Origin of the sequence: Hymenobacter norwichensis DSM 15439 (assembly GCF_000420705.1) — a bacterium.
GTDB lineage: Bacteria > Bacteroidota > Bacteroidia > Cytophagales > Hymenobacteraceae > Hymenobacter > Hymenobacter norwichensis.
In genome coordinates this window covers 689467-711669 of sequence record NZ_ATVL01000007.1, presented here as the reverse complement: position 1 = coordinate 711669, position 22203 = coordinate 689467, and the positions used below count along the sequence as shown (strand labels likewise).

General features: G+C 58.8%; 14 protein-coding genes. 8 read left to right on the top strand and 6 right to left on the bottom strand.

The features are described from left to right. Positions 1 to 28 precede the first annotated feature (28 nt). Together G536_RS0109210 and G536_RS0109205 are read left to right on the top strand one after the other, a co-directional pair. Positions 29 to 2866: a bifunctional transaldolase/phosoglucose isomerase gene (locus tag G536_RS0109210; RefSeq protein WP_033369979.1), complete on the top strand. Its 2838-nt coding sequence runs from the start codon at positions 29 to 31 to the stop codon at positions 2864 to 2866. A 103-nt stretch (positions 2867 to 2969) separates the two neighbouring features. Then, on the top strand, positions 2970 to 3974 hold the full coding sequence (locus tag G536_RS0109205) for a glycoside hydrolase family 43 protein (RefSeq protein ID WP_342664760.1): 1005 nt from the start codon (positions 2970 to 2972) through the stop codon (positions 3972 to 3974). A gap of 189 nt (positions 3975 to 4163) precedes the next feature. Here the strand turns inward: G536_RS0109205 and G536_RS27115 are convergent, their stop codons facing one another. After that, entirely contained in the window at positions 4164 to 5900 is a 1737-nt protein-coding gene (locus G536_RS27115; protein ID WP_051166892.1) for a GH39 family glycosyl hydrolase, read from the bottom strand. A gap of 193 nt (positions 5901 to 6093) precedes the next feature. Between G536_RS27115 and G536_RS0109190 the strand changes: the two genes are divergently transcribed. The 6 genes from G536_RS0109190 (at position 6094) to G536_RS0109160 (ending at position 12468) form a co-directional block, all read left to right on the top strand. After that, the gene (locus G536_RS0109190; RefSeq protein ID WP_022823299.1) at positions 6094 to 7254 is read left to right on the top strand and encodes an MFS transporter; all 1161 of its coding nucleotides are present in this window, start codon (positions 6094 to 6096) and stop codon (positions 7252 to 7254) included. Between the two features lie 87 nt (positions 7255 to 7341). Next, positions 7342 to 7707 (top strand): helix-turn-helix domain-containing protein, encoded by a 366-nt coding sequence (locus G536_RS32110; protein WP_071837680.1) that lies wholly within the window; start codon positions 7342 to 7344, stop codon positions 7705 to 7707. Beyond that, on the top strand, positions 7694 to 8299 hold the full coding sequence (locus tag G536_RS0109180) for an IS630 family transposase (RefSeq protein WP_157530523.1): 606 nt from the start codon (positions 7694 to 7696) through the stop codon (positions 8297 to 8299). Before G536_RS32110 ends, G536_RS0109180 begins: the two co-directional genes overlap by 14 nt. Before the next feature lie 326 nt (positions 8300 to 8625). Next, positions 8626 to 10008, top strand: coding sequence for a 3-keto-disaccharide hydrolase (locus G536_RS27105; protein WP_245575779.1), 1383 nt, complete (start codon positions 8626 to 8628; stop codon positions 10006 to 10008). A gap of 35 nt (positions 10009 to 10043) precedes the next feature. Continuing rightward, positions 10044 to 11399 (top strand): Gfo/Idh/MocA family protein, encoded by a 1356-nt coding sequence (locus G536_RS0109165; protein ID WP_022823297.1) that lies wholly within the window; start codon positions 10044 to 10046, stop codon positions 11397 to 11399. A gap of 19 nt (positions 11400 to 11418) precedes the next feature. Further along, complete coding sequence (locus G536_RS0109160) at positions 11419 to 12468, top strand: DUF6807 domain-containing protein (RefSeq protein WP_022823296.1); 1050 nt, start codon at positions 11419 to 11421, stop codon at positions 12466 to 12468. Between the two features lie 13 nt (positions 12469 to 12481). Here the strand turns inward: G536_RS0109160 and glpK are convergent, their stop codons facing one another. From glpK to G536_RS0109135, 5 genes are all read right to left on the bottom strand, one after another. Next, entirely contained in the window at positions 12482 to 14002 is a 1521-nt protein-coding gene (glpK, locus tag G536_RS0109155) for a glycerol kinase GlpK (protein ID WP_022823295.1), read from the bottom strand. A gap of 41 nt (positions 14003 to 14043) precedes the next feature. Next, entirely contained in the window at positions 14044 to 15699 is a 1656-nt protein-coding gene (locus tag G536_RS0109150) for a glycerol-3-phosphate dehydrogenase/oxidase (RefSeq protein ID WP_245575777.1), read from the bottom strand. A gap of 318 nt (positions 15700 to 16017) precedes the next feature. Continuing rightward, positions 16018 to 18069: a glycoside hydrolase family 127 protein gene (locus G536_RS0109145; RefSeq protein WP_022823293.1), complete on the bottom strand. Its 2052-nt coding sequence runs from the start codon at positions 18067 to 18069 to the stop codon at positions 16018 to 16020. A gap of 47 nt (positions 18070 to 18116) precedes the next feature. Next, positions 18117 to 19973, bottom strand: coding sequence for an NPCBM/NEW2 domain-containing protein (locus tag G536_RS31370; protein ID WP_022823292.1), 1857 nt, complete (start codon positions 19971 to 19973; stop codon positions 18117 to 18119). 109 nt (positions 19974 to 20082) lie between these two features. Then, positions 20083 to 22155 (bottom strand): alpha-L-arabinofuranosidase C-terminal domain-containing protein, encoded by a 2073-nt coding sequence (locus G536_RS0109135; protein ID WP_022823291.1) that lies wholly within the window; start codon positions 22153 to 22155, stop codon positions 20083 to 20085. Between the last annotated feature and the right edge of the window lie 48 nt (positions 22156 to 22203).

The following is a 22203-nucleotide window of genomic DNA, read 5'->3' as shown; positions in this document are numbered from 1 at the left end:
CATTCGCTTTCCACTCTATTCCCCTAGCATGAACCCATTAATTGCCATCCGCGAGTTCGACCAGAGCATCTGGCTGGACTTTATTCGCCGCAAAATTCTGATTAACGGTGAGTTGAAGCGCCGCATTGATAACGAGGCATTGCGCGGCGTAACCTCCAACCCGGCCATCTTCGAGAAGGCTATTGGCGGTTCCGACGACTACGACGGCGCTATCAAAAGCTTGGCGCTGCAAAACAAGACCACCGACGAAATCTACACGGAGATGGTTATTGCAGACATTCAGCACGCCTGCGACCTGTTCCGCCCGCTCTACGACAGCCACGATAACTCTTCCGACGGCTACGTGAGCCTGGAAGTGTCGCCGACGCTGGTCAACGATACCGAAGGCACCATTGAAGAAGGCATGCGCTTCTGGAAAACGGTGGACCGCCCGAACGTGATGATTAAGGTGCCGGCCACCCTGGAAGGCCTCCCCGCCATCCGCCGGCTCATCGCCGAAGGCATCAACGTCAACGTGACCCTGATTTTCGGGTTGGAGCGCTACCGCTTGGTGGCCGAAGCTTACATTTCTGGCCTCGAAGACCGGGTGAAAGCTGGCCTACCCCTCGACAACATCGACTCGGTAGCCAGCTTTTTCCTCAGCCGCATTGATGTGCTGATTGACCCGATGCTGGAAAAAATTGCAGCCGAAGGCGGCGAGAAAGGTGCGCTAGCTGAAAGTATGGTGGGCGAAGTAGCCCTGTCGAGTGCCAAGCAAGCCTACCAGATCTACAAGGAAATCTTCCAAGGCCCGCGCTGGAAAGCGTTACTGGCCAAAGGTGCCGATACGCAGCGCCTGCTGTGGGCCAGCACCGGCAACAAAAACCCGAAGTACGACGACCTGAAGTACATCGAGAACCTGATTGGGCCGAAAACGGTGAACACCGTGCCAACCGAAACGCTGGACATTTTCCGCGAGAAAGGCCAGCCCGCTAACCGCCTGGAAGAAGGCCTTGACAAAGCCGCCGACGTGCTGCGCCGCTTACCCGAGTTGGGCATCAACCTGGAAGAGCAAACCCAGGCGCTGGAAGAGGATGGCGCTAAAAAATTCAAAGAGCCCTTCGCTAAGCTGATGGACTCGATTGAGAAGAAACGCCTGGCAGCACTGGAGCTAACCACGGCTCCGGCTAAGCTGGCGTTGGGTCAGTACCAGGCTGATGTCGATGCCAAAGTCAAGGAGTTCAACGACAAGAACTTCACCGAAGGCTTCTGGAACAAGCAGGCAGATTTGTGGGTGCAGGATGCCGAAGGGCAGGAAAGCATCCGCAGCTTCATGGGCTGGCTGCGCGTGGCCGAAACGATGGTAGCGGCCGTGCCCGCCATCGAGCAATTCGCGCAGGAAGTGAAAGATGCCGGCTTCAAGCACGTAGTGGTAATGGGCATGGGCGGCAGCACCATGGCGCCCATCGTGTTTACCGAGAGCTTCGAGCAGGGCGAAAACGGCCTGCCAATTTCGGTACTCGATACCACTGACCCAAGCACGGTACGCCGCATTGAAGAGTCAATACCGCTGGCAGATACGCTGTTCATTGTGGCCAGCAAATCGGGCACCACGGCCGAGCCGCTGGCATTTGGCGACTATTTCTACGACAAGGTAAAGCAGATTAAAGGCGACAAAGCCGGCGAAAACTTCGTGGCCATTACCGACCCCGGCTCCAAGTTCGTGACGTCGGCGACGGCGCAGGGCTACCGCCATATCTTCTTGAACTTCGCGGAAGTGGGTGGCCGATTCTCGGCTCTTACCTACTTCGGTTTGGTGCCAGCGGCCATGTACGGCTTGAGCACCGGCGAAATTCTGGGCCGGGCTGTGCTGATGATGCGCGCCTGCGGCGCTTACGGCAAAGTGGACCAAAACCCCGGCGTAGAGCTAGGTGTGGCGCTGGGCGTACTAGCCAAGCAAGGCCGCGACAAGCTAACGCTGATTGTACCCGAATCGTTGAGCAGCTTCGGGTTGTGGCTGGAGCAACTGACGGCCGAGAGCACTGGCAAGCAGGGCACCGGCATCATGCCGATTGCCGGCGAGCCAGTGCGCGAGCCTGCGCTATATGGCAACGACCGGGTATTTGTGTACGTGGGCTACGAGAACGAAGCCGACGAAGCCAACAAGCAGGCGCTGCAAGCGCTGGAGCAAGCCGGCCACCCCGTGGTGCGGATTACGCTCGAAGACGCGTATGATTTCGGCCAGGAGTTCTTCCGTTGGGAAGTAGCCATTGCTGTGGCCAGCGCTGTGCTGGAAATCAACCCCTTCGACCAGCCCAACGTGCAAGCCGCCAAAACGGCTACCGATGCGCTGATGAAAGTGGTGGAAGAGCAAGGCAGCCTGCCCGAAGGCGACGCGCCAGTAGTAACCGAAAACGACGTGGCGTACTACACTGCCGTGTCGGGTTCCAGTGCTACGGAGGTGCTGCAAGCCTTCTTCGACCAGGCCCAGCCCGGCAACTTCCTCTGCCTGCAAGCTTACTTGACCGAAACGCCTAGCCTGAACGCCAGCCTCGACCAGTTCCGGGCGCAGGTGCAAGAGCAGTTGCACATTGCTACGGCTTCCGGTTACGGTCCGCGCTTCCTGCACTCCACGGGTCAATACCACAAGGGCGGCCCCAACAACGGGCTGTTCGTGCAGTTCACCAAAAACCACCCGCAGGACTTGCCCCTCCCCGGCCGCTCCTACACGTTCGGCACGTTCCAGAACGCGCAAGCCGCCGGTGACCTACAAGCCCTACACGACTATGACCGTCGTACGCTGCACATCCACCTCGGCGACGATGCCGAGCAGGGTCTGCAAACCGTGCTAACGGCCCTGCAAGCGGCTACGTTGCAAGCGAAGTAATCGAGTAACCGACTAGGTTGAAATCGGCTTGGCACTAGCAGCGCCAAGCCGGTTTTTTTGTTTAGTTTTAACAATCGATTGTGTAATTCTTCACCATTCCAGAATGCCCTTAAACTCCCACAAAAAAGCTGTTTCCTTATTCCGCTACGCCGCCTTCGCTGGCTTATTAGGAATGATGACCGTGCCCTCGGTGTTAGCTCAAAACCCAGCTTCGACGGCACCGGCGGGCAACCCCATCATTAAGCAGAAGTACACTGCCGACCCGGCCGCCTTCGTGCACAAAGGAACCGTGTATCTCTACACTGGCCACGACGAAGCACCGGCCCGGCAGGAACGCTACGTGATGCACGACTGGCTGTGCTTTTCCTCCACCGACATGGTGAACTGGACCGAACACGCCTCACCCCTCGCCGTCAAGGATTTCACGTGGGCCAAAGACGATGCGTGGGCTTCGCAGGTGGTGGAGCGCAACGGTAAGTTTTACTGGTATGCGGCCGTGGAGCACGCCACCGTCAAGGGCAAAGCAATTGGCGTAGCAGTAGCCGACAGCCCCACCGGCCCTTTCAAAGATGCTCGTGGCTCAGCACTGATTACGAGCGACATGACGCCCGACGACAAAATCAGCTGGGCCGATATCGACCCCTCGGTTTGGATAGACGAAAAGGGCCAAGCCTACCTGTTCTGGGGCAACACCACGTGCTACTACGCCAAACTCAAGCCCAATATGACCGAACTGGACGGCCCCATCAACAAAGTGGCGCTGCCCAACTTCACCGAGGCCCCTTGGGTCCACAAGCGCGGCGACTGGTACTACCTCTCCTACGCGTCTGGCTTCCCCGAGAAGATTGTGTACGCTATGAGCCGCAAGATTGAGGGTCCGTGGGAGTATAAGGGCATTCTAAACGAAATAGCTGGCAATTCCAACACCAACCACCAGTCCATCATCGACTTCAAAGGCCAGTCGTACTTCATCTACCACAACGGCGCCATCAACACCGATGGCGGCAGCTACCGCCGTTCCGTCTGCATTGATTACCTGAACTACAACAAGGATGGCACGCTCAAACGGGTGGTAATGACCACCGAAGGTGTGAAACCGGCGAAGTAAAATACAGATAGGCGTGGCTTCGCACATTTGTCTACTTACGAGAAGATAAAAGGTCGTCATGCAGAGCGGAGCCGAAGCATCTCGCGTAGCGTCGTTGAGTTAGTCTATCAACGTCAGCACGCGAGATGCTTCGGCTCCGCCTCTGCATGACGGCCTTTTTGAGTAGTGAAGGTAAAGCCGCTTACACTCCTACCAAGTCAGTTTTAGCAGCGAAACGCCTTGCCGCGGGAGCGTAAAGCGCAGGGTGGTTTTGCCGTCTTTGGTTTTCACCCAGGCCGGCGAATCGAGTAGGGCCAGCTGGCCAGCTTGCTCCAGCTGGGCGCGTTGGGTGGCCGATACGTTTTGCGGGGAACCCATTTTCTGCCACACCGTGTAGGAGTTGCTATGCTCGCCGTCGATGCGGTAGTGCTGGGCTAGGGCTTGCGGCGCGGTTATACCTTGCAGCACAATTTCAACTTCCGATGCCGCCGCGGGCAGGTCGTCGTTGTGGTAGTTCCAGACGAGCACGTTGGCGGAGCGGCCATCGGTAGAGGCCAAGGCGCTAATATCGGGTCGCTGGGTTTGCTGGCCTTGGCGCACGTCCTGCAACGACAGCGCCGTAGCGTTGCTGACGGTTACGCGCTGCCCGCCCATCAGGCCCATCATCCGGAATACATTCAGCACCGGCTTACCGACGCCGTTGGTGGCTAAGTCGCGGAAACCGGCAAACCAGGGCTGGTTTTCAAACTCGAACGACCAGCTTACCGCACCCAGCAGATTCACCTTGTACTCGTCGGCTAGCTCATATAAGTGCGCATAGGCGGCGGCGGTGTAGCTGGAATACATGGTGCCGTTGCGGTAGGCATTTTCCGGGCTCAAATCTACGGAGCAGGCCGCGCAGCCTTCGGGGTCGTTTTCGCCGATGATGATGGGCAGCTTCTGGTACTGCGGAAACGAGGCCACGATTTTAAAGCCTTCGGTGAGGTCCTTGAACTGGGTGCCCATGTTCATGCGCACGTGGCCCTCCACCACTTTCGGCCCGCCTTTGGCGTGGAAGGTGATGAAGTCGAGGCGGGTGCCGGATTTGCCGGTGGCGTAGTTGGTGCCGGTGGCGCAGTGCTGCAAGAAGTTGCGCAGAAAGTCGGCGGCCTTATCCCAGCCTGGGCCAGTGGTTTCGGGGCCGCCGAGTTGGATGCCGGGGCAGGCACGGTGCACGGCTTCTTCGGTGTAATCGAACAGCTTGCTGTACTCTTCGGGCGTGCCTTTCCAGTAGCCGATATTCGGCTCGTTCCACAGTTCCCAGGGCCAGCTTTTCACCTCAGCTTCGCCGTAGCGCGCCACGCAGTGCTTCACCCATTGGTACACAAGCTCATTCCACTTCTTGTAGTCGTTGGGCGGATAGGCCCAGCCGGTGTAGATGTCGTTATAGTTGTCGCCGGGCTTCCAATGGTGGCGGTACGGCACCGGGTGCGACGATAACGCCTCGGGCATGAACCCGATTTGGGCAATGGGCTTCATGCCCCGCGCCAAGTAGGTATCGAATATCTGGTCGGCTATTTTCCAGTTGTAGATGGGCCGGCCTTTTTTGTCTTCGGTGTAGGCGTTAGTAGAGCCCCACTTGAGGGCAGGCGTCCCGTCGCCGGTGGTGAGCAGGTTGTGGGTGCGCACGTACACGGTGGTCGGACTCAGGGCGGCTAGTTCCGTCAGCAGCTTCTGCCCGTCCTTCATGTAGGTGTAGTTCGGCTCGTCATACCCAAAGTAGGCCCACATTGGGTACATGGGGCCTTTCGGCTTCGCCAAATCCACCTGAATAACCACCGGGGCAGCAGGTGTTTGAGCTTTGGCAGGGCCAGCGGCCAACAACAGCAAGCAAACGGCATAAAAAATTGTAGCGCGAAAAGCCGTTCTGCAACGAACAGCGCGAGTATCTGGTACCGCACCATACATGCACATGCAGGAACTCGCTGTGTTCGGCGCGGAACGGCTTTCCGCGCTACGGTTCACACAGGAAGATATGGCCAGCTTTAGCATACGTGGTGGGGTTGGGAGAGCAAGAACGTTCGAAGCAAGCTAGCATTCCTGTCTGCCAAACACAACCGATTGTGTACCTGCGCGTACCTTTGCCCGATTATTCCTTTATATGCAGCTTTCAATTACCCGAAGCCGGATTGCCGTTGCGGCCGTTTTCTTCCAGGCAGGCATCTGTTTCGCCAGCTGGGCTTCCCGCATTCCCGACATCAGCTTGAAGCTGGGGTTGAGTGAAGGCGACCTTGGCCAGTTGCTGCTGGCCATGCCAGTGGGCGCCCTCACCGCGTTGCCGCTGGCCGGCTGGCTAGTGCACCGCTGGGGTAGCCGAACGGTGGTGCTGTTAGCGGCCATCCTATACGCGGTGTTTCTGCCGCTGCTCGGGTGGGTGGAGCATTTCTGGACGCTAGCCGCGGCGCTAGCACTGTTTGGCTTTGCCGGCAATCTGGTGAATGTATCGGTGAACACTCAGGCCATTAATGTGCAGGCACACTACGGCAAACCCATCATGGGGTCGTTTCACGGGCTTTGGAGTTTGGCGGGCTTCTTGGGCGGGGCGCTGGGCACGTTGCTGATTGGCTGGCAACAGTCGCCCCTCTCCCACTTCTTGCTGGTGGCCGTGCTGGGGCTGCTGCTGGTGCTGGGCGCGCACCCGTTCACCGTGCGCCACGACGAAGGCAGCGAATCCGGCGGCATGAGCTTGCGCCGCCCCGAGCCATATTTACTGCGCATCGGGCTGATTGCGTTTTGCGGGATGCTTTGCGAAGGCTGCATGTTCGACTGGAGCGGGATGTATTTCCAGCGGGTAGTGCGTCCCGATGCCACGCTGGTAACCAGCGGCTACGTGGCCTGCATGAGCACCATGGCCCTGGGCCGCTTCCTCGCCGATTACTTCACGCACCGTTTCGGGGCGGCCCGCATGCTGCAAGTCAGCAGCGCGCTTATTGCCTCGGGGCTGCTAACGGCAGTGGTTTTCCCGTATTTGGTGCCTGCTATTCTGGGCTTTTTGCTGGTTGGGTTTGGTATTGCATCGGTTACGCCGCTGGCTTACTCTGCTGCCGGGCAGGCGCAAACCGTGTCGCCGGGGGTAGCGCTGGCGCTAGTTTCCACCATTGGGTACCTGGGGTTTCTGTCGGGACCGCCGCTGATTGGGTTGCTAGGTGAGATCTTTAATCTGCGTATCTCCTTTGCACTTGTGGCGGTAGTTGGGGCCGCGGTAGGAGTACTAGCAGCGGGCATTGCCATCAAACCCAAGCCGGTGCCCACTCCAGCGTAGCGGTTTCGATTAGCCTTAGCCACACGTATGTTATAGCAGATTCAAGAACGGTGTAGCTGTTCGCGTCCGGGCTACGTAAGCAGTTGTATGCAAGCCTATTCTTTGGATTTACGCCAGCGTGTGGCCCAGGCGTGCGCTGAGCCGGGGGCGCGGCAGGCGCAGGTGGCTCAGCGCTTTTGCGTGAGCGGGGCCTTTGTAGGCAACCTGTTGCGGCGGCAGCGACAGACCGGTCAGGTGGCAGCTTTGCCCGGCCGGGGCGGACCGCCGCGCTGCCTGAGTGCGGCGGCGCAGGCGTGGCTGGTGGCGCAGGTCGAGCGGCAGCCAGACGCGACGCTGGCGGAGCTGCGTGACGGGTTGCTGGCCGAAAGCGGTCAGTGTGTGAGCCTCGGGGCGGTCTGGCGCGTACTCGACGAGCACGGGCTGCGCCGCAAAAAAAAGCCTGCACGCCACTGAACGCGACACGCCCCGCGTGCGCGACGCGCGTTGCCAGCATGTAGAAGCCATCGCCACCCGCCGCGATGTGCACCGGTTTTACTTTTTGGATGAGACCGGCGTGCGCCTGGACTACTGCCGGCACTACGGGCGGGCAGCAGGCAGCCAACGTGTAGGGCAGGCGGTGCCGCTCCGGCGTGGGCGGGCGTTAACGCTGATTGGGGTGCTGGGCGTGCGCGGCCTGACGGCGGTGCAACTGCTGGACGGCGCCTTGAACCAGCACAACTTTGCCTTCTACGTGGGCCGTGTACTGGGTCCGCAACTACGCCGCGGCGACGTGTTGGTGTTGGATAACCTGGCCGTGCATAAACTCGGCGGGCTGCCGGAAGCGCTGGCTGTCCGCGGCGTGCAGCTGCTGTTTTTACCGCCTTACTCGCCCGACTTCACCCCGGTCGAGCAGGCCTGGAGCAAGCTCAAAACCATCTTGCGCCAAGCGCAGGCTCGCACCCGTGAGGCGCTGGAAGCGGCCATTCAAACCGCCTTGCAGTGGATTACCCGTGACGACGCCACCGCGTGGTTCAACCACTGCGGCTATCACGTACACCGTTCGTGAATCTGCTATATCTGCCACTAGGCGCTAATAGTTTCGCTCTTCGTAAACGATTGCGCAATTAAAGCCCAGAATATTGGCTATTGGATTGTATTTGCCTATAGATTAGCATATCAAGCACTTTGCCTGGTTGCGAAAGGCACACCTTAGCTCTAAGGCCTTCTCTTGCTTCCTGCGCGCCACTGGAAAAAGGGCAACGAAAAACGCACCACCGAAATCGTTTGCCTTTTCATCATCAAGTACCACTAGATGCTACTTGCTGCCTGAGTTTTCTGGCAAGTGACCCTCCTACTCGCACTACATCCTCCACCATTCCTAATTCCACCAAGTTGATAAAGCTTACGACCTTCGTTATCTGCGCCACCGCGGTTTCAGCGGCGTTTGTGCAGCCTCGCCCCGCTCCTGTCGACCCTGCCGATACCTGGCAGAACCTGTTCGACGGCAAAACCCTGACCGGCTGGAAGCGCCTGGCTGGCACCGCCGACTACAAAGTGGAAAACGGCGCCATCATTGGGACGACGGTGATGAACTCCGGCAACACGTTTCTGGTCACCGAGAAAGAGTACGGCGACTTTCAGCTGGAACTGGACATTATGCTGGAAAGCAACGTCAGCAACTCGGGGGTGCAAACGCGCAGCCACTTCAACACGCCCGGTTTCGAGAACAAAGTGTACGGCCGGCAGGTGGAAATCGACCCGTCCGAGCGGAGCTGGTCGGGGGGCGTGTACGATGAGGCGCGCCGGCAGTGGCTGTACCCGCTGGATTTGAATCCCAAGGCTAAGCCGCTTTTCAAGGTGGGGCAGTACAACCACATGAAAGTGGAATGCATCGGCAACGAGATGAAAACCTGGCTGAACGGCACGCCCGTGGCCTACGTGGTAGACCCGGTGGATGCCAAGGGCTTTATTGGCTTGCAGGTGCACGGCATCACCACCAAAGAGCAGGAAGGCAAAAAGGTGTACTTCAAGAACATCAAAATCAAGACCACTGGCCTCAAGCCAAGCGCCTTCCCTACCGACATTTACGTGGTCAACTTTATGCCCAACATGCTGACGCCCTACGAGAAAGAGCACGGCTGGAAGCTGCTGTTCGATGGCAAATCCTCGGCGGGCTGGCGCAGTGCCAAAGGCACAGCTTTTCCGGCCAAAGGCTGGCAGGTGAGTGATGGCATGATGAGCGTGCTGCCCGCCGAAGGCAAGGAATCAACCAATGGCGGCGACATTGTAACCAATGGCCAGTACAAGGCCTTTGACCTGTCGTTTGAGTTCAAGCTGACGCCGGGCGCCAACAGCGGCGTGAAATACTTCGTGACGCTGGCCGAGCAAAGCACGGGGTCAGCTATTGGCCTGGAGTATCAGGTGCTAGACGATGAGCTGCACCCCGACGCCAAGCTCGGGCGCGACGGCAACCGCACGCTGGCCTCGCTCTACGACCTCAAGAAGGCCGATAAAAACCCGCGCTTCATTCACAAAATCGGGGACTGGAACGTGGGGCGCGTGATGGTGTACCCCGACAACCGGGTGGAACATTACCTGAACGGCGCCAAAGTGCTGGAATACACGCGCGGCTCCCAGGAGTTCAAAGACCTGGTGGCCATCAGCAAGTACAAGGTGTGGCCGAACTTTGGAGAGGCCCCGGCTGGGCACATTTTGCTGCAAGACCACGGCAACAACGTGTCGTTTCGGAGCATCAAAATCAAAGAGCTGAAGTAATCATCCGCTTTTCTCACCCTCAATTGCCTGTTATTATGTCTTATCAGCGTCGTGATTTTCTTAAAACCACTGCCCTAGCTAGCGCCGGAGTGATGTTCTCGCAGGTTTCCTGGTCGGCCAGCAGCTACAAGCGCATCATCGGGGCCAACGACCGGGTGCGAGTGGGCGTAGTGGGCTTCTCTGACCGTCACCGCAACTCCCACATGCCTTGCTTTCTGAACCACTACAAGGAGCTGAATTTCGATGTAGTGGCCGTGTCCGACATTTGGAAGCAGCGCCGGGAAGAAGGCGCGGCCATGTGGAAGGCGAAGCTGGGGCACGACGTGGTGGCCTACCGCAACAACGAGGAGATGTACGCCAAGAAAGATGTGGATGCCGTGTTTGTGGGTACCGCCGACTTCCAGCACGCGCTGCACGCCATTGAGGCCGTGAAAGCCGGCTGCGACGCCTACGTGGAAAAGCCCTTCGCCGAGACGATGGAAGACAACCGGGCGGCCCTGAAAGCCATTAAGGCGTCCAAGCAGATTGTGCAGATTGGCTCGCAGCGCCGCAGCGGAGCCAACTATCACGCCGCCGATTCTTTCATCAAATCCGGCAAGTTTGGCCCGATTACGATGGTAGAACTAACCTGGAACGTGAACCAGCCGGGGCGCTGGCGCCGGCCGGCCTTACTCAGCCAGCTCAAGGAAGCGGATACCGATTGGAAGCGGTTTTTGATGAACCGCCCCGCCGAAGCCTTCGACCCGCGGAAGTACTTGGAGTACCGGTTGTTCTGGCCCTACTCCTCGGGCTTGCCGGGCCAATGGATGAGCCACCAGATTGACACCGTGCATTGGTTTACGGGCCTGCAACACCCGCGCAGCGTGGTGGCGAACGGCGGTATTTACATGTGGAAAGACGGCCGCCGCAACTGGGATACGCTAACGGCCGTGTTCGACTACGGCCCGGCCAACGACCCGTCCAGCGGCTTCCAGGTGACGTTTGGCTCGCGCATGCACAACGGCGACGAACGGCCCACCGAAATCTACTACTCCAACGGCGGCGAGCTGAACCTGAACACCAACAAGGTGATACCCAGAGGCGGCCTAACCAAACAGCACGCCGACGAAATGCAGATGCAAGCCAATCTGCTGCCGGAGTTCAGCTTGTCGGAGGCTACGGCGGTGGCTGCATCGGCCAATACGGGCGGCGACTTGCTTACCTCCAACCACGTGCGCAACTGGATGGAGTGCGTCCGCAGCCGCAAGCAGCCCAATGCGCCTGTTGAGGCCGGGTATTATCACTCCATTGCCAACATCATGACCACCGCCGCCGCGCACACAGGGCTCAAAGCCACCTTTGACGAGAAAAAGCAGGAGGTGATGGTGGGCGGTAAGGTGTTTACTTCTTAGCCCGTTACAGGTCCGCGCCATGATGAAATTTCTTTGCTTGCTTTTGACGGCTGGCTGCTTGACCGAAGTACAGGCGCAGCAAAAGCCGGCTGTGCGCATCACCAAAGACGCCAAAGCCAAAAAGATAGATGTGTTTGTGGGCAAGCAGCTATTCACCAGCTTCCTCTACCCCGACAGCCTGGAAAAGCCCGTGCTCTACCCGCTGCACACGGCCAAAGGCACGGCCGTTACGCGCGGCTTCCCCGTAGCGCCTAAGCCCGGCGACCCCACCGACCACCCGCACCACCTTGGGTTGTGGTTGAACTTCGAGAACGTGAATGGCCTCGATTTCTGGAACAACTCCTACGCCATTCCAACCGAGAAAAAGGGGGCCTACGGCTGGATCAAGACCGACAAAATCTTGGAAACCACCAGCGGCCCCACTGGCACCTTGGCCTACCACGCCAACTGGACGAACCAGCAAAACGACGTTTTGCTAGAGGAAACCACCCGCTTCGAGTTCAGCGGCACCCACCAGCAACGCACCATCGACCGGGTTACGACGCTCAAGGCGAATACCGAAGTCACGTTTACCGATGTCAAGGATGGGCTGCTAGGCTTGCGAGTGGCCCATGAGCTGCAAATCCCGAGCGACAAAGACGAGAAGTTCACCGACAACAAAGGCAACGTAACGCTAGTGAAGGCTGGCACCGACCGAATCCCCAACGGCAACTACCTCGCCAGCACCGGCAAGCGCGGCAACGACGTGTGGGGTACTCGCGCCGCATGGTGCAAGATGTATGGCAAAATGGGCGCTGATTCGGTGAGCGTTGTTATCCTCGACCATCCCAAGAATTTCAACTATCCCACCTATTGGCACGCCCGCGGCTACGGCTTGTTTGCCGCCAACCCACTCGGCGAGAAGATTTTCACCAACGGCGCCACTGCCAAAAACCTTCAACTCAAGAAGGGCGAATCGGTGACGTTCCGCTACCGAGTGCTAATCGACGAAGGCAACAGTACCCTATCCACCAAACAACTCAACCAAGCTGCTGCCGACTTCGCCAAGAAAAACCTAGCCGTGAAGTAAGGCCCATATAATACTAGCTAGTTTCGAGTAGGGTGGATTGCGGGGCTTTTGACCATACTTGCAGGGCCTGCACGGCGCGGTGCCAGTTCGCAATTCCGGCCTGCACCTGGGCTGGTTGCAGCTTCGGGCTGAACCGTTTTTCGGCGTGGGGCAGCGCCTGAATTTCCTCTAAGCTTTTCCAGTAGCCCACGGCCAGTCCGGCCAAGTAAGCCGCGCCCAGCGCGGTGGTTTCGGCCATGCGCGGCCGCACTACGTTGGTGTTCACCACGTCGGCCAGAAACTGCATCAGGGTTTCGTTGCTGGTTGCGCCGCCGTCTACCCGTAGCTCGGCAATGGGTAGGCCGGCATCAGCCTGCATGGCTTTCAGCACGTCCATGGTTTGGTAGGCAATGGCTTCCAGGGCGGCGCGGGCGATGTGCGCCGCTTGGGTGGCCCGGGTCATACCGAAGATGACGCCCCGCGCGTACGGGTCCCAGTAGGGCGCGCCCAGCCCAGCAAAAGCGGGCACGAAACACACTCCGTCGGAGCTGCTGACTTGCCTAGCGAGCTGCTCTACCTCCGCCGATGTTTTGATGACGCCGAGGTTGTCGCGCAGCCATTGCACCACGGCGCCGGCAATGAAAATACTGCCTTCCAGCGCATACTGCACCTGCCCGTTTATCTTCCAGGCCACGGTAGTAAGCAGTTGGTTTTGCGAGAGCCGGGCTTCCGTCCCGATGTTCATCAGCATGAAACAGCCGGTGCCGTAGGTGCTTTTCACCATACCCGACCGCACACACTGCTGCCCAAACAGCGCCGCTTGTTGGTCGCCGGCAATGCCTGCAATGGGTATTTTCGAGGCGAAGATGGTGGTTTTGGTTTCGCCATACATCTCGCTCGATTGCCGCACATCGGGCAACATGCTACGCGGAATATCAAACAGCGCCAGCAGTTCCACATCCCATTCGAGCGTGTGAATATTGAAGAGCATGGTGCGGGAAGCGTTGGTTACGTCCGTCACGTGCAGCTCGCCCTGGGTGAAATTCCAAATCAGCCAACTATCCACGGTGCCAAATGCCAGTTTACCCGCCTCGGCCTGCTTGCGGGCGCCTTTTACGTGGTCGAGAATCCAGCGCACTTTGCTGGCTGAAAAGTAGGCATCCAGCAGCAACCCGGTTTTGCGGCGAATCAGGTCTTCCTGGCCTTCGGCGCGCAGTTGGTCGCAGTATTCGGCGGTGCGGCGGTCTTGCCACACAATGGCGTTGTAGACCGGCTTGCCAGTTTTGCGGTTCCAAACTACCACGGTTTCGCGCTGATTGGTGATGCCGATGGCGGCAATGCTCTTGCCGTTGCGGCCAGCTTTCACCGTGGCTTCCGCCGCCACCCCCGCCTGCGTCGACCAGATTTCCAGCGGGTCGTGCTCCACCCAACCGGGCTTGGGGAAAATCTGCTTAAACTCCTTCTGCGCTTCGGCCACAATATGCCCTTTCTTATCGAAAAGGATGGCGCGGGAGCTGGTCGTGCCTTGGTCGAGAGCCAGAATAAACTGTTGCATGGCGGGTGGATAAGTCAAGGGTAAGATACGACCAGAAGCACTCAGCTAGGCAGCACGTACTGCTGGGCCACCTCTCGGAATGCCGCTACTTGCTGCTGCTGCCAGGCGGCATCGTGGCCTAGCTCCTGCGCCAGCAGGGCGGCCACTGCTGGCGCCACGCGCAGGGCTGCGCGGGCGTCGAGGAACAAGATGCGCACCCGCCTAGCCAGTACGTCTTCCACGGTGCGGGCCATTTCGTGGCGGGCAGCCCATACCACTTCCGCCTTCAGAAATTCGAGGCTTAGGTCCAGTTTTTGGCCGAGTTCGGGTTGCTGGGCTATTAGTTCGAGCAAGGCCGGTTGGTCGGTGCCGTACACGTAGAGGTGGCTGCTTCGGTCGGGGGTGGGCTGGGCACCGTGGATGGGTAGGTGGGCGGTACGGCTGGCGGCAGCGGGCAGCTTGCTCAGCGCCACGGCCTGGTCCACGGTGTCTTGGCCCATACGGCGGTAGGTGGTCCATTTGCCGCCCGTAATGGTGATGAGCCCGGTTTCCGACACGATTATCTTGTGGCTGCGCGAAATTTCCTGAGTTTTCTCGTCGCCGCCTTCCGTAGCCGCCAAGGGGCGTAGCCCGGCAAATACGCTCAGCGCATCGGAGCATTGGGGGGCGCGGGTGAGGTAGCGCCCGGCCGTGCGCAAGATGAACTCGATTTCCGCTTCCAGGGCCTGCGGTTCCTGGCGGTATTCGGTGAGGGGCGTGTCGGTGGTGCCAACCACCACCCGGTTGTGCCAGGGCACGGCAAATAGCACCCGGCCGTCGTCGGTTTTCGGAATCATCAACGCGTCGTCGCCGGGCCAAAACGACTTGTCTAGCACGATATGCACGCCCTGGCTGGGCCGCACCAGCTTCCGGCCGCCCGGCTTATCAAGTTGCAGAATATCATCCACGAAGATGCCGGTGGCATTTACCACCACCTTGGCGCGCACTTCATAGGCAGTGCCGGTTTCCTGGTTGGTGGCCGATACGCCAATGATGTTGCCGCGCGCGTCTTTCAGCAGCCCACGCACCTCGAAGTGGTTGAGTAGCGTACCGCCTTGCTCGATGGCCGTTTGGGCTAGGTTGATGGCCAGCCGCGCATCATCAAACTGCCCGTCGTGGTAGAGCACGCCGCCGCGCAAACCCTCCGGTTTCAGGCTGCCGAGGCGCGCCAGGGTTTCCGCTTTGCTAAGATGCACCGAAGCACCCAGGCTGAGCTTACCAGCCAGCAGGTCGTACAGTTTCAGACCGATAGTATAGAACGGGCCGCCCCACCAGTTGTAGTTTGGGATGATGAAATCCTGATTCTTGACCAGATGCGGCGCGTTTTTCAGCAACAGACCCCGCTCGTATAATGCCTCGCGCACCAGCGCTACGTCGCCTTGCGCCAAGTAGCGCACCCCGCCGTGCACCAGCTTGGTACTGCGGCTGCTGGTGCCTTTGGCGTAATCCACCTGCTCTAGCAGCAAGGTTTTGTAGCCCCTACTGATACCATCCAGCGCCACCCCCAGCCCAGTAGCGCCGCCCCCAATTACCAGCAGGTCCCACTCAGGCTGCGCTTCCAATTGTTGCAACAGCACCTCCCGGCGAAACGGCGTGAACGAGGGTTGATTGGGCATTGCGTAGGTGGGTTGGTTGGTTGACGAGTCGAGGTCTATACGGTAGATAACAGGCTTACGCATCAAACTGGAATAGGCACTATCAGCCCAACAATAACTGGTCATGCTTCAAGAAGCATAACCAGTTTTGTTCTATACATGAGCTAATCACATAACAAAGGCCGTCATGCAGAGCGCAGCGAAGCATCTCGCGTGCTGAGGTTGCAACAGTAATCCAGCGTCAGCACGCGAGATGCTTCGCTGCGCTCTGCATGACAGTTCTTTTGTTTGCTATGCACACCCTGGTAAACCCATAAAAAACCGGTCATGCTTCGGGAAGCATGACCGGTTTTTGACTGGCAGAAATGAATCTGGATTCCTCTATACGGTCGGAATAACAGTCTACTTGGCGACTATCTTCTCTTCCGCTTTGCGGGTAATCAAGTCCACGTCGGTGATACGTTCTGGGAACCACACGGTCATTTCGCCTTTGCCGCGGTTGGCCCAAGCGTAGTACGGAATGGCGGTTAGGGTTTGCTGCACGGTGCTGATGGAGTTGTTGGCGGCGTCCACTTTCACCACGGGCACGGTGGCGGTTAGCTCGGTGATGCCGTTGAGCACGTCAGGCTTGTAACTGGCCGTGAAGCTGGTAGCGGCGGGCACCACGATGTTGCTGGTGCGGCCGTCGTTGTCTTTCCACTCGGCGCAATACATCAGCGGGCCGCGCTGTAGGGCCACTTTACCAGCATCGTCGCGCACGTTGGGGTTAGCCACTACTTTGCGCGTTTCCATCGGCAGGGCCACTTCTACCACGTCGTTTTTCTTCCACTTGCGGGCCAATACGGCGTAGCCATTGCGCGTAGTGTACGGCTGCACCTTACCGTTCACCTTGATGCTCACTTGCTCCTGCGAAGGGGCGGCGAAGGTGTAGAGGTTAGATGGCAACGCTTCGTTGCGGGCCCAGCCGGGCAGGCGCACCAGAAGGTTGAAGTCGGCGCTGGACTTGGGGGCTACCGTGAATTTTAGGTCAGCGTTCCAGGGGTAGTTGTTTTGCTGGGTGATGCGCACGGCCTGCTTGTTCACGTTCAAATCGGTGGTGCCGTTGATGAACAGGTTGACGTACACGTCATTGGCTTTCTGGGCATACACGTAGCCCGGCAACGACGGGAACAGCCGCGCCAGGTTGGTGGGACAGCACGAGCACTCAAACCAGCCCGCCCGCTCCGGCTCCGACTGCCCGAACACGGCGCTGTTCTTGATTTGCATGGCGTTGGAGTAGAAGAACGACTTGCCATCGAGCCCCACACCCGAAATCAGGCCGTTGTAAAGCACCTTCTCCATTACGTCCACGTACTTCGAGTCGCCGTGCAACAGGAACATGCGCTGGTTCCAGTACACGTTGGCCACCGAGGCACAGGTTTCGTTGTAGGCCGTGCCATTGGGCAGCTCATAGTTGCCACCGAACCGCTCCCCACCAGCCACGGCTCCGGTGCCGCCGGTTACGTACAGCTTCTTGGTAACCATGTTGTTCCAGATGCTGTCCACCGACGCCAGCATTTTCTGGTCGCCGGTGAGGGCCGCTACATCCGCCATAGCCGAGTACAGGTATTCGGCGCGTACGGCGTGGCCAATGGCTTCTTTCTGGTCGTACACCGATTGGTGGTCTTGCCAGTACGAGCCGTTTTTCCAGACATCGGGGCTCTTGGGGTCGTAGCCTTTGTACTGCCCGCGCTGCTCGATAAAGAACTTGGCCGTACTCAGGTACTCGGGCTTGCCAGTCACGCGGTACAGCTTCACGAGGCCCATTTCCACGATTTCGTGGCCGGGCGCGACGGCGCGCTTGCCGGGCCCGAAGGTGGCGCACACCAAATCGGCGTTTTTGAGGGCAATGTTCAGCAGGTTCTTTTTGCCAGTCGCCTCATAGTGCGCCACCGCCGACTCGTAGAGGTGGCCGGAGTTATACAGCTCGTGGCTCAGCTCCCGCTCCTTTTCCCAGCGTTCCTTACCGGCCCAGGCGTGCGGGTGTGCCGGGTCGATGGTGCGGGCCGTGTACAGGTATCCGTCGGGTTCCTGCGCCTTGCCCACTTTCGCAATCAGCTCATCGATGTAGCTTTCCAGCTTCTTGTCGGGGTACAGGCTCAGCGAGTACGACGCACCCTCGATGGTCTTGTAGATGTCGGTATCGTCGAAGGGAAACGTGGTGGCAAACTTGCCCGATTTGGCCGCGGCCATCTCGAAATTCTTCACCCGGTTGGTGGCTTCGCAACGCTGAAACGAAGCCGGAATGGTGACGTCGGTGTTGGTTTTGAGGCGGGGCAACCAGAACTTATCATCTAGCTTCACCTTGGTGAAATTTACAGCCTGAATGGGATAGTCGGAGCGCTTCACCGACTGCGCTACGCTCGGCGTAGCAAGCAAGCCGGCAACGGCAAGCACAGGAAATAAGCTTTTCATACGAAAGGGGGAATTTGGGGATGGGGAATGCGTGAGGAAGGAACGGCCTACTTCGAGGTAGCCGTTCCGCGTTTGGAAATTCGGTACAGATGCGCGCCGTGGCGCCGCACGTACGGGGCAAACTCGTCGGTAACGGTGCCCACAGTTTTGCCGGCCCACAGGTCGCGCACGGTACACGGCCCGGTGAGACCTACCTCGGCCAGATTCACTTTCACCGCCACCGAATCGAGCGGGGCTGCCTGGTAAGGGCTTTTGGTGAACACCAGAAACTGCACGGTGCCGCCGGTATTCTGGCCGGCCGCCGCCTTGTCCAAGCCTACCGTGGCAGTGAGTTTGGTGTAGCCGGCCGGCAAGTCGTACTCGATTATCGAGTTGGAATGGGTGCCGATACCGTCGGCGTAGGTTTTGCCATCTACCACCAGTGGCCCGCCTGACACGCTCTTATTGACGGTGGTTTTGCCCCAGCCCGCCGAGGCCGTTTTCCACGGAATCGAGGTCAAGGCCACCGATTTGCTGCCGTTGGAAAGCGTGGGTGTTAGCCAGTCGGCGTGGTCCCAACCGGTATCGTCGCCGCCATTGCGCACGTTCAGGTAGAGCTTGGTGGCACCCGTAATGTCGATTTCGGCGGTTTTGCTTTGGCCGGGCGTGCTGCGCGTAATCACGCCGCTGTTCCACACGGCGGTTTTCTCTTCGGCCAGTTCTTGGTCCTGGGCGTTGAATACGGCCAGAAACTTGTCGCCGGTTTTGGGGTCATCGGCGGTCCAAGCCACTAGGTTGTCGCGGCGGAACAGCTGGCGGTTGTTGCGGCTGTTGCTGTGCATGGCCAGTACGTCCTTGTTGGTGAGCATGGCCAGCGTAAAGGCATCGTTGCTTGGCAAATCACCCCCAAACATCAGTGGGGAGCGGAAGATGCTCCACAGCGTCATCAGGGTGTACTGTTCGTCGTGGGTGAAGCGCGTCATCCGGTCGTCGCCGCGCTCGGCCCGGATGCCCAGCCGGCCCATCGGCAGCATGTCGGCATCGGGCCACGCCCCCGTCATGACGTACGGTGCCCAGCGGTTGCACACTTCGAAGTGCTCTTCGAGCTGCTCCCAACTGTCCCAGAAGTCGCCGACGGTGCGCCACATATTGGCGTGGGCCTGCACGTGCTTGGCCTCGCTGATGGGCGTTTCGCCGGGCGAGGTGCTGAACACGATTTTGCGGCCTGAGCGGTCAATGGCTTTGCGAATCATCTCCACCTCGGCCTTGTGGTAAGGCTCCGAGAGGTCATCGACTTTCACGAAATCCAGCCCCCACGAGGCGTAGAGCTTGAACAGTGAATCGTAGTACTCCTGTGCGCCCGGCCCTTCTTTCACGGTGTACATGTCGTGCAGCCAGCGGGCTTGCCCCTCTTTCGAGTAGATGTCCGCCGCCGTGAGCTTGGTACCGAGGATGGGCAGCTTGCGATTTACGGCAATGACGGGCACGCCGCGCATGATGTGAATCCCGAATTTCAGCCCCTTGGCGTGCAAATAGTCGCCCAGCGGCTTGAAGCCCTTACCCCCAGCCGCCGATGGAAACCGGTTCGGCGCCGGCACGAAACGCCCGTACTGGTCGATGTTCCAGTCGGGGTTTTTCTCGTTGTAGCCGTGCGCCGTGTCGTTGCCCACGTACCACCGAATATCCACTACCACGTAGTTCCAGCCACTGCTTTTAAGGTTTTTGGCCATGTAATCAGCGTTGGCTTTCACCTCGGCTTCGGTCACGGTAGGGCCGTAGCAGTCCCAGCTATTCCAACCCATCGGCGGCGTAGCAGCCCACTGGTGGAAGTCGGATTTGGAGGTAGGTTTGGTTTGGGCGAAGGTGGGCATGGCCGCACAGGCAAGCGCGGCTACAGCTAGTACTGACTGGGGTATAAATTTCATCAGCGAGTGCAAAAGTTGCTTATAACGCTAAGTCGGAGCCTAGCGAGTCAACGCAGGTAAATGAAAAAGCGGAGCGCTTTTTCAGCCACTCCGCTTTTCTATTCATGCTTTAGCGCTTACCCGGAATCCGTAGCACCGTGAATGAATTCGGGGCCAGCGTGTAGCTGACCGTGGTAGACGACACCTTGAACTGCTCTTCCTTCGGAGCCAGCTTCATGGGCTCCTGCAAGCTGTTCACGGCTTGCAAATCGTTGCTGGCAAGCACAATGGCTTGGCCGGTTTTACCCATTTTCTTGGCCCCAGCCAGGTTCAGCTTCACTGGGCGCGCATCGGTGGAGTAGTTGACCAGCTTCACAATGATGTCACCGGCCTTGTCGTCGGCTACGGCACTGGCGAAAAGGTTTGCGTCTCCGTTCTTCGCGTTGTTCGGCATTTGCACCGGCAACATGGTGGTGCCGGCGTTGGTGGCGTACATTTTCTGCACGTAGTAGTTAGGCGTACCGTATGATTTCAGATTATCAAACCAAATCAGGTCGGGTGTCCACTGCCAGGCGTCTACGTGCGCAAACAGCGGCGCGTAGGAAGCCATGCGTACTACGTCGGCGTTGCGCTCCAAGCCGGTCATGAAAGCCGCTTCCGAAATGGCGCAGTCCCAGGTGTTCTTGTTTTCGGCATTGCCGGTGTTCACGCTTTGCGCGGCGTACTCGCCGGCAAAGATTTTCGGGCCGGTGCGGGCGTAGTTGTCGTAGCGGCCCACGTTCTGCCGGAACCAGTCGGGCTTGGCGTAGTAGTGCTCATCCACGAAGTCGGCCTTCAGCTCGCCTAGCCGCTTGGAGGCTTTGGTGAACAAATCCCCATCGGGGCTCGGGCCGGCGCTGCTCACAATCTGGATGTTGGGATACTTGTCTTTCAGCGCCTTAGCAAACGGCTCGTAGCGCTCCAAGTACTGCGGCCCCCACTGCTCGTTGCCCACCCCGATATACTTCAGGTTGAACGGCGCGGGGTGGCCCATAGCGGCGCGCTTGGCGCCCCAGGGGCTGCTGGTGGAGCCGTTGGCGAATTCCACCAAGTCCAGCGCATCCTGAATGAAGGTGTCCAGCGAAAGATCAGCGCCACCTGCTGTGTTGCCAGCATTCGGACCCGAGGCGGTGGTAATAGGTGCCAGCTCGGCCGAGTTGAACTGGCAGGCCATGCCCACATTCAGGATGGGCAGCGGCTCAGCCCCAATATCCTCGGAAAGCTGGAAATACTCGAAGAAGCCTAGGCCGAATGATTGATAGTAATCGGGCGTGAACTTGTGCCGGAACTCGGTGTTCCAGCGGTTAATCAAAGGTTTGCGGCTGGCTACGTCGCCAATGGTTTCTTTCCACTGATACCGCTCTTCCAGCGTACGGCCTTCCACAATGCAGCCTCCAGGGAAGCGCAGGAAACCAGGCTTCATATCCTTGAGCAGTTGCACTAAGTCGGGCCGCAAACCGTTTTCACGGTTCTGCCAAGTGTCTTTCGGAAACAACGATACCACATCAATATCGAGGGTACCGGCGCCTTCCATCGTCAGCTTGAGCCGGGCTTTGGGCGCCGTGCCTGAGGCCTTGATAACGGCCGTGTACTTCTTCCACTCGTTGGTCAGGCCTGTGATTTTGGTTTGGCCCAAAACCTGCCCAGTGTTGCCGCGGCCGGGCTCTTCCAGCGTTACGATCAGGCCGCTGGCGTTGCCGGGGCCGCGCCGCAGATACACCGAAAACGTGTACTCGGCATCCTGCTTTATGCCCATTCCCCGGAAGCCTTCGTTGGTGAAGCCGGCATCGGCGCTAGCGGTGGTGGCCGTCATGCGCAGGAAGTGGTTGTTGGTGGCGCTGATGGGCTGCTGGCTGGAAATGGTGTATGTAGATAGCGCCGCCGCCCCATTGATGCCCTTCCACCCTACTAGCTTCTCATCGGTTTCAAACGACTTGTTTTTCACCAGTTCCGGGTACAAGCCGCCATCGGCCGCGAAGTTGATGTCCTCGAAGAACAGACCGTACATGGTTTTAGCAATGGACGCGCCCGGCTTGTTGACCTGCACCGTGATGGTGCCCGGCGCGGTATTCTGGGCCAGCGCCGCGTTGCTGGCCAGCGCGCTAAGCAATAAAGCACCGCACACAATCGATTGTGCTTTGTGGGAGTTGTTTTTTGAAGTCATGACAAACAGTTGTAGTTGATTTCATCCAGCCCACCAACTACAAAGCAG

Excerpts from the sequence above, each read along its gene's own strand:
- G536_RS0109210 (WP_033369979.1), top strand. The coding sequence starts at position 29 with ATGAACCCATTAATTGCCATCCGCGAGTTCGACCAGAGCATCTGGCTG.
- G536_RS0109205 (WP_342664760.1), top strand. The coding sequence starts at position 2,970 with ATGCCCTTAAACTCCCACAAAAAAGCTGTTTCCTTATTCCGCTACGCC.
- G536_RS27115 (WP_051166892.1), bottom strand. The coding sequence starts at position 5,900 with ATGTATGGTGCGGTACCAGATACTCGCGCTGTTCGTTGCAGAACGGCT.
- G536_RS0109190 (WP_022823299.1), top strand. The coding sequence starts at position 6,094 with ATGCAGCTTTCAATTACCCGAAGCCGGATTGCCGTTGCGGCCGTTTTC.
- G536_RS32110 (WP_071837680.1), top strand. The coding sequence starts at position 7,342 with ATGCAAGCCTATTCTTTGGATTTACGCCAGCGTGTGGCCCAGGCGTGC.
- G536_RS0109165 (WP_022823297.1), top strand. The coding sequence starts at position 10,044 with ATGTCTTATCAGCGTCGTGATTTTCTTAAAACCACTGCCCTAGCTAGC.
- G536_RS0109160 (WP_022823296.1), top strand. The coding sequence starts at position 11,419 with ATGATGAAATTTCTTTGCTTGCTTTTGACGGCTGGCTGCTTGACCGAA.
- glpK (WP_022823295.1), bottom strand. The coding sequence starts at position 14,002 with ATGCAACAGTTTATTCTGGCTCTCGACCAAGGCACGACCAGCTCCCGC.
- G536_RS0109150 (WP_245575777.1), bottom strand. The coding sequence starts at position 15,699 with ATGCGTAAGCCTGTTATCTACCGTATAGACCTCGACTCGTCAACCAAC.
- G536_RS0109145 (WP_022823293.1), bottom strand. The coding sequence starts at position 18,069 with ATGAAAAGCTTATTTCCTGTGCTTGCCGTTGCCGGCTTGCTTGCTACG.
- G536_RS31370 (WP_022823292.1), bottom strand. The coding sequence starts at position 19,973 with ATGAAATTTATACCCCAGTCAGTACTAGCTGTAGCCGCGCTTGCCTGT.
- G536_RS0109135 (WP_022823291.1), bottom strand. The coding sequence starts at position 22,155 with ATGACTTCAAAAAACAACTCCCACAAAGCACAATCGATTGTGTGCGGT.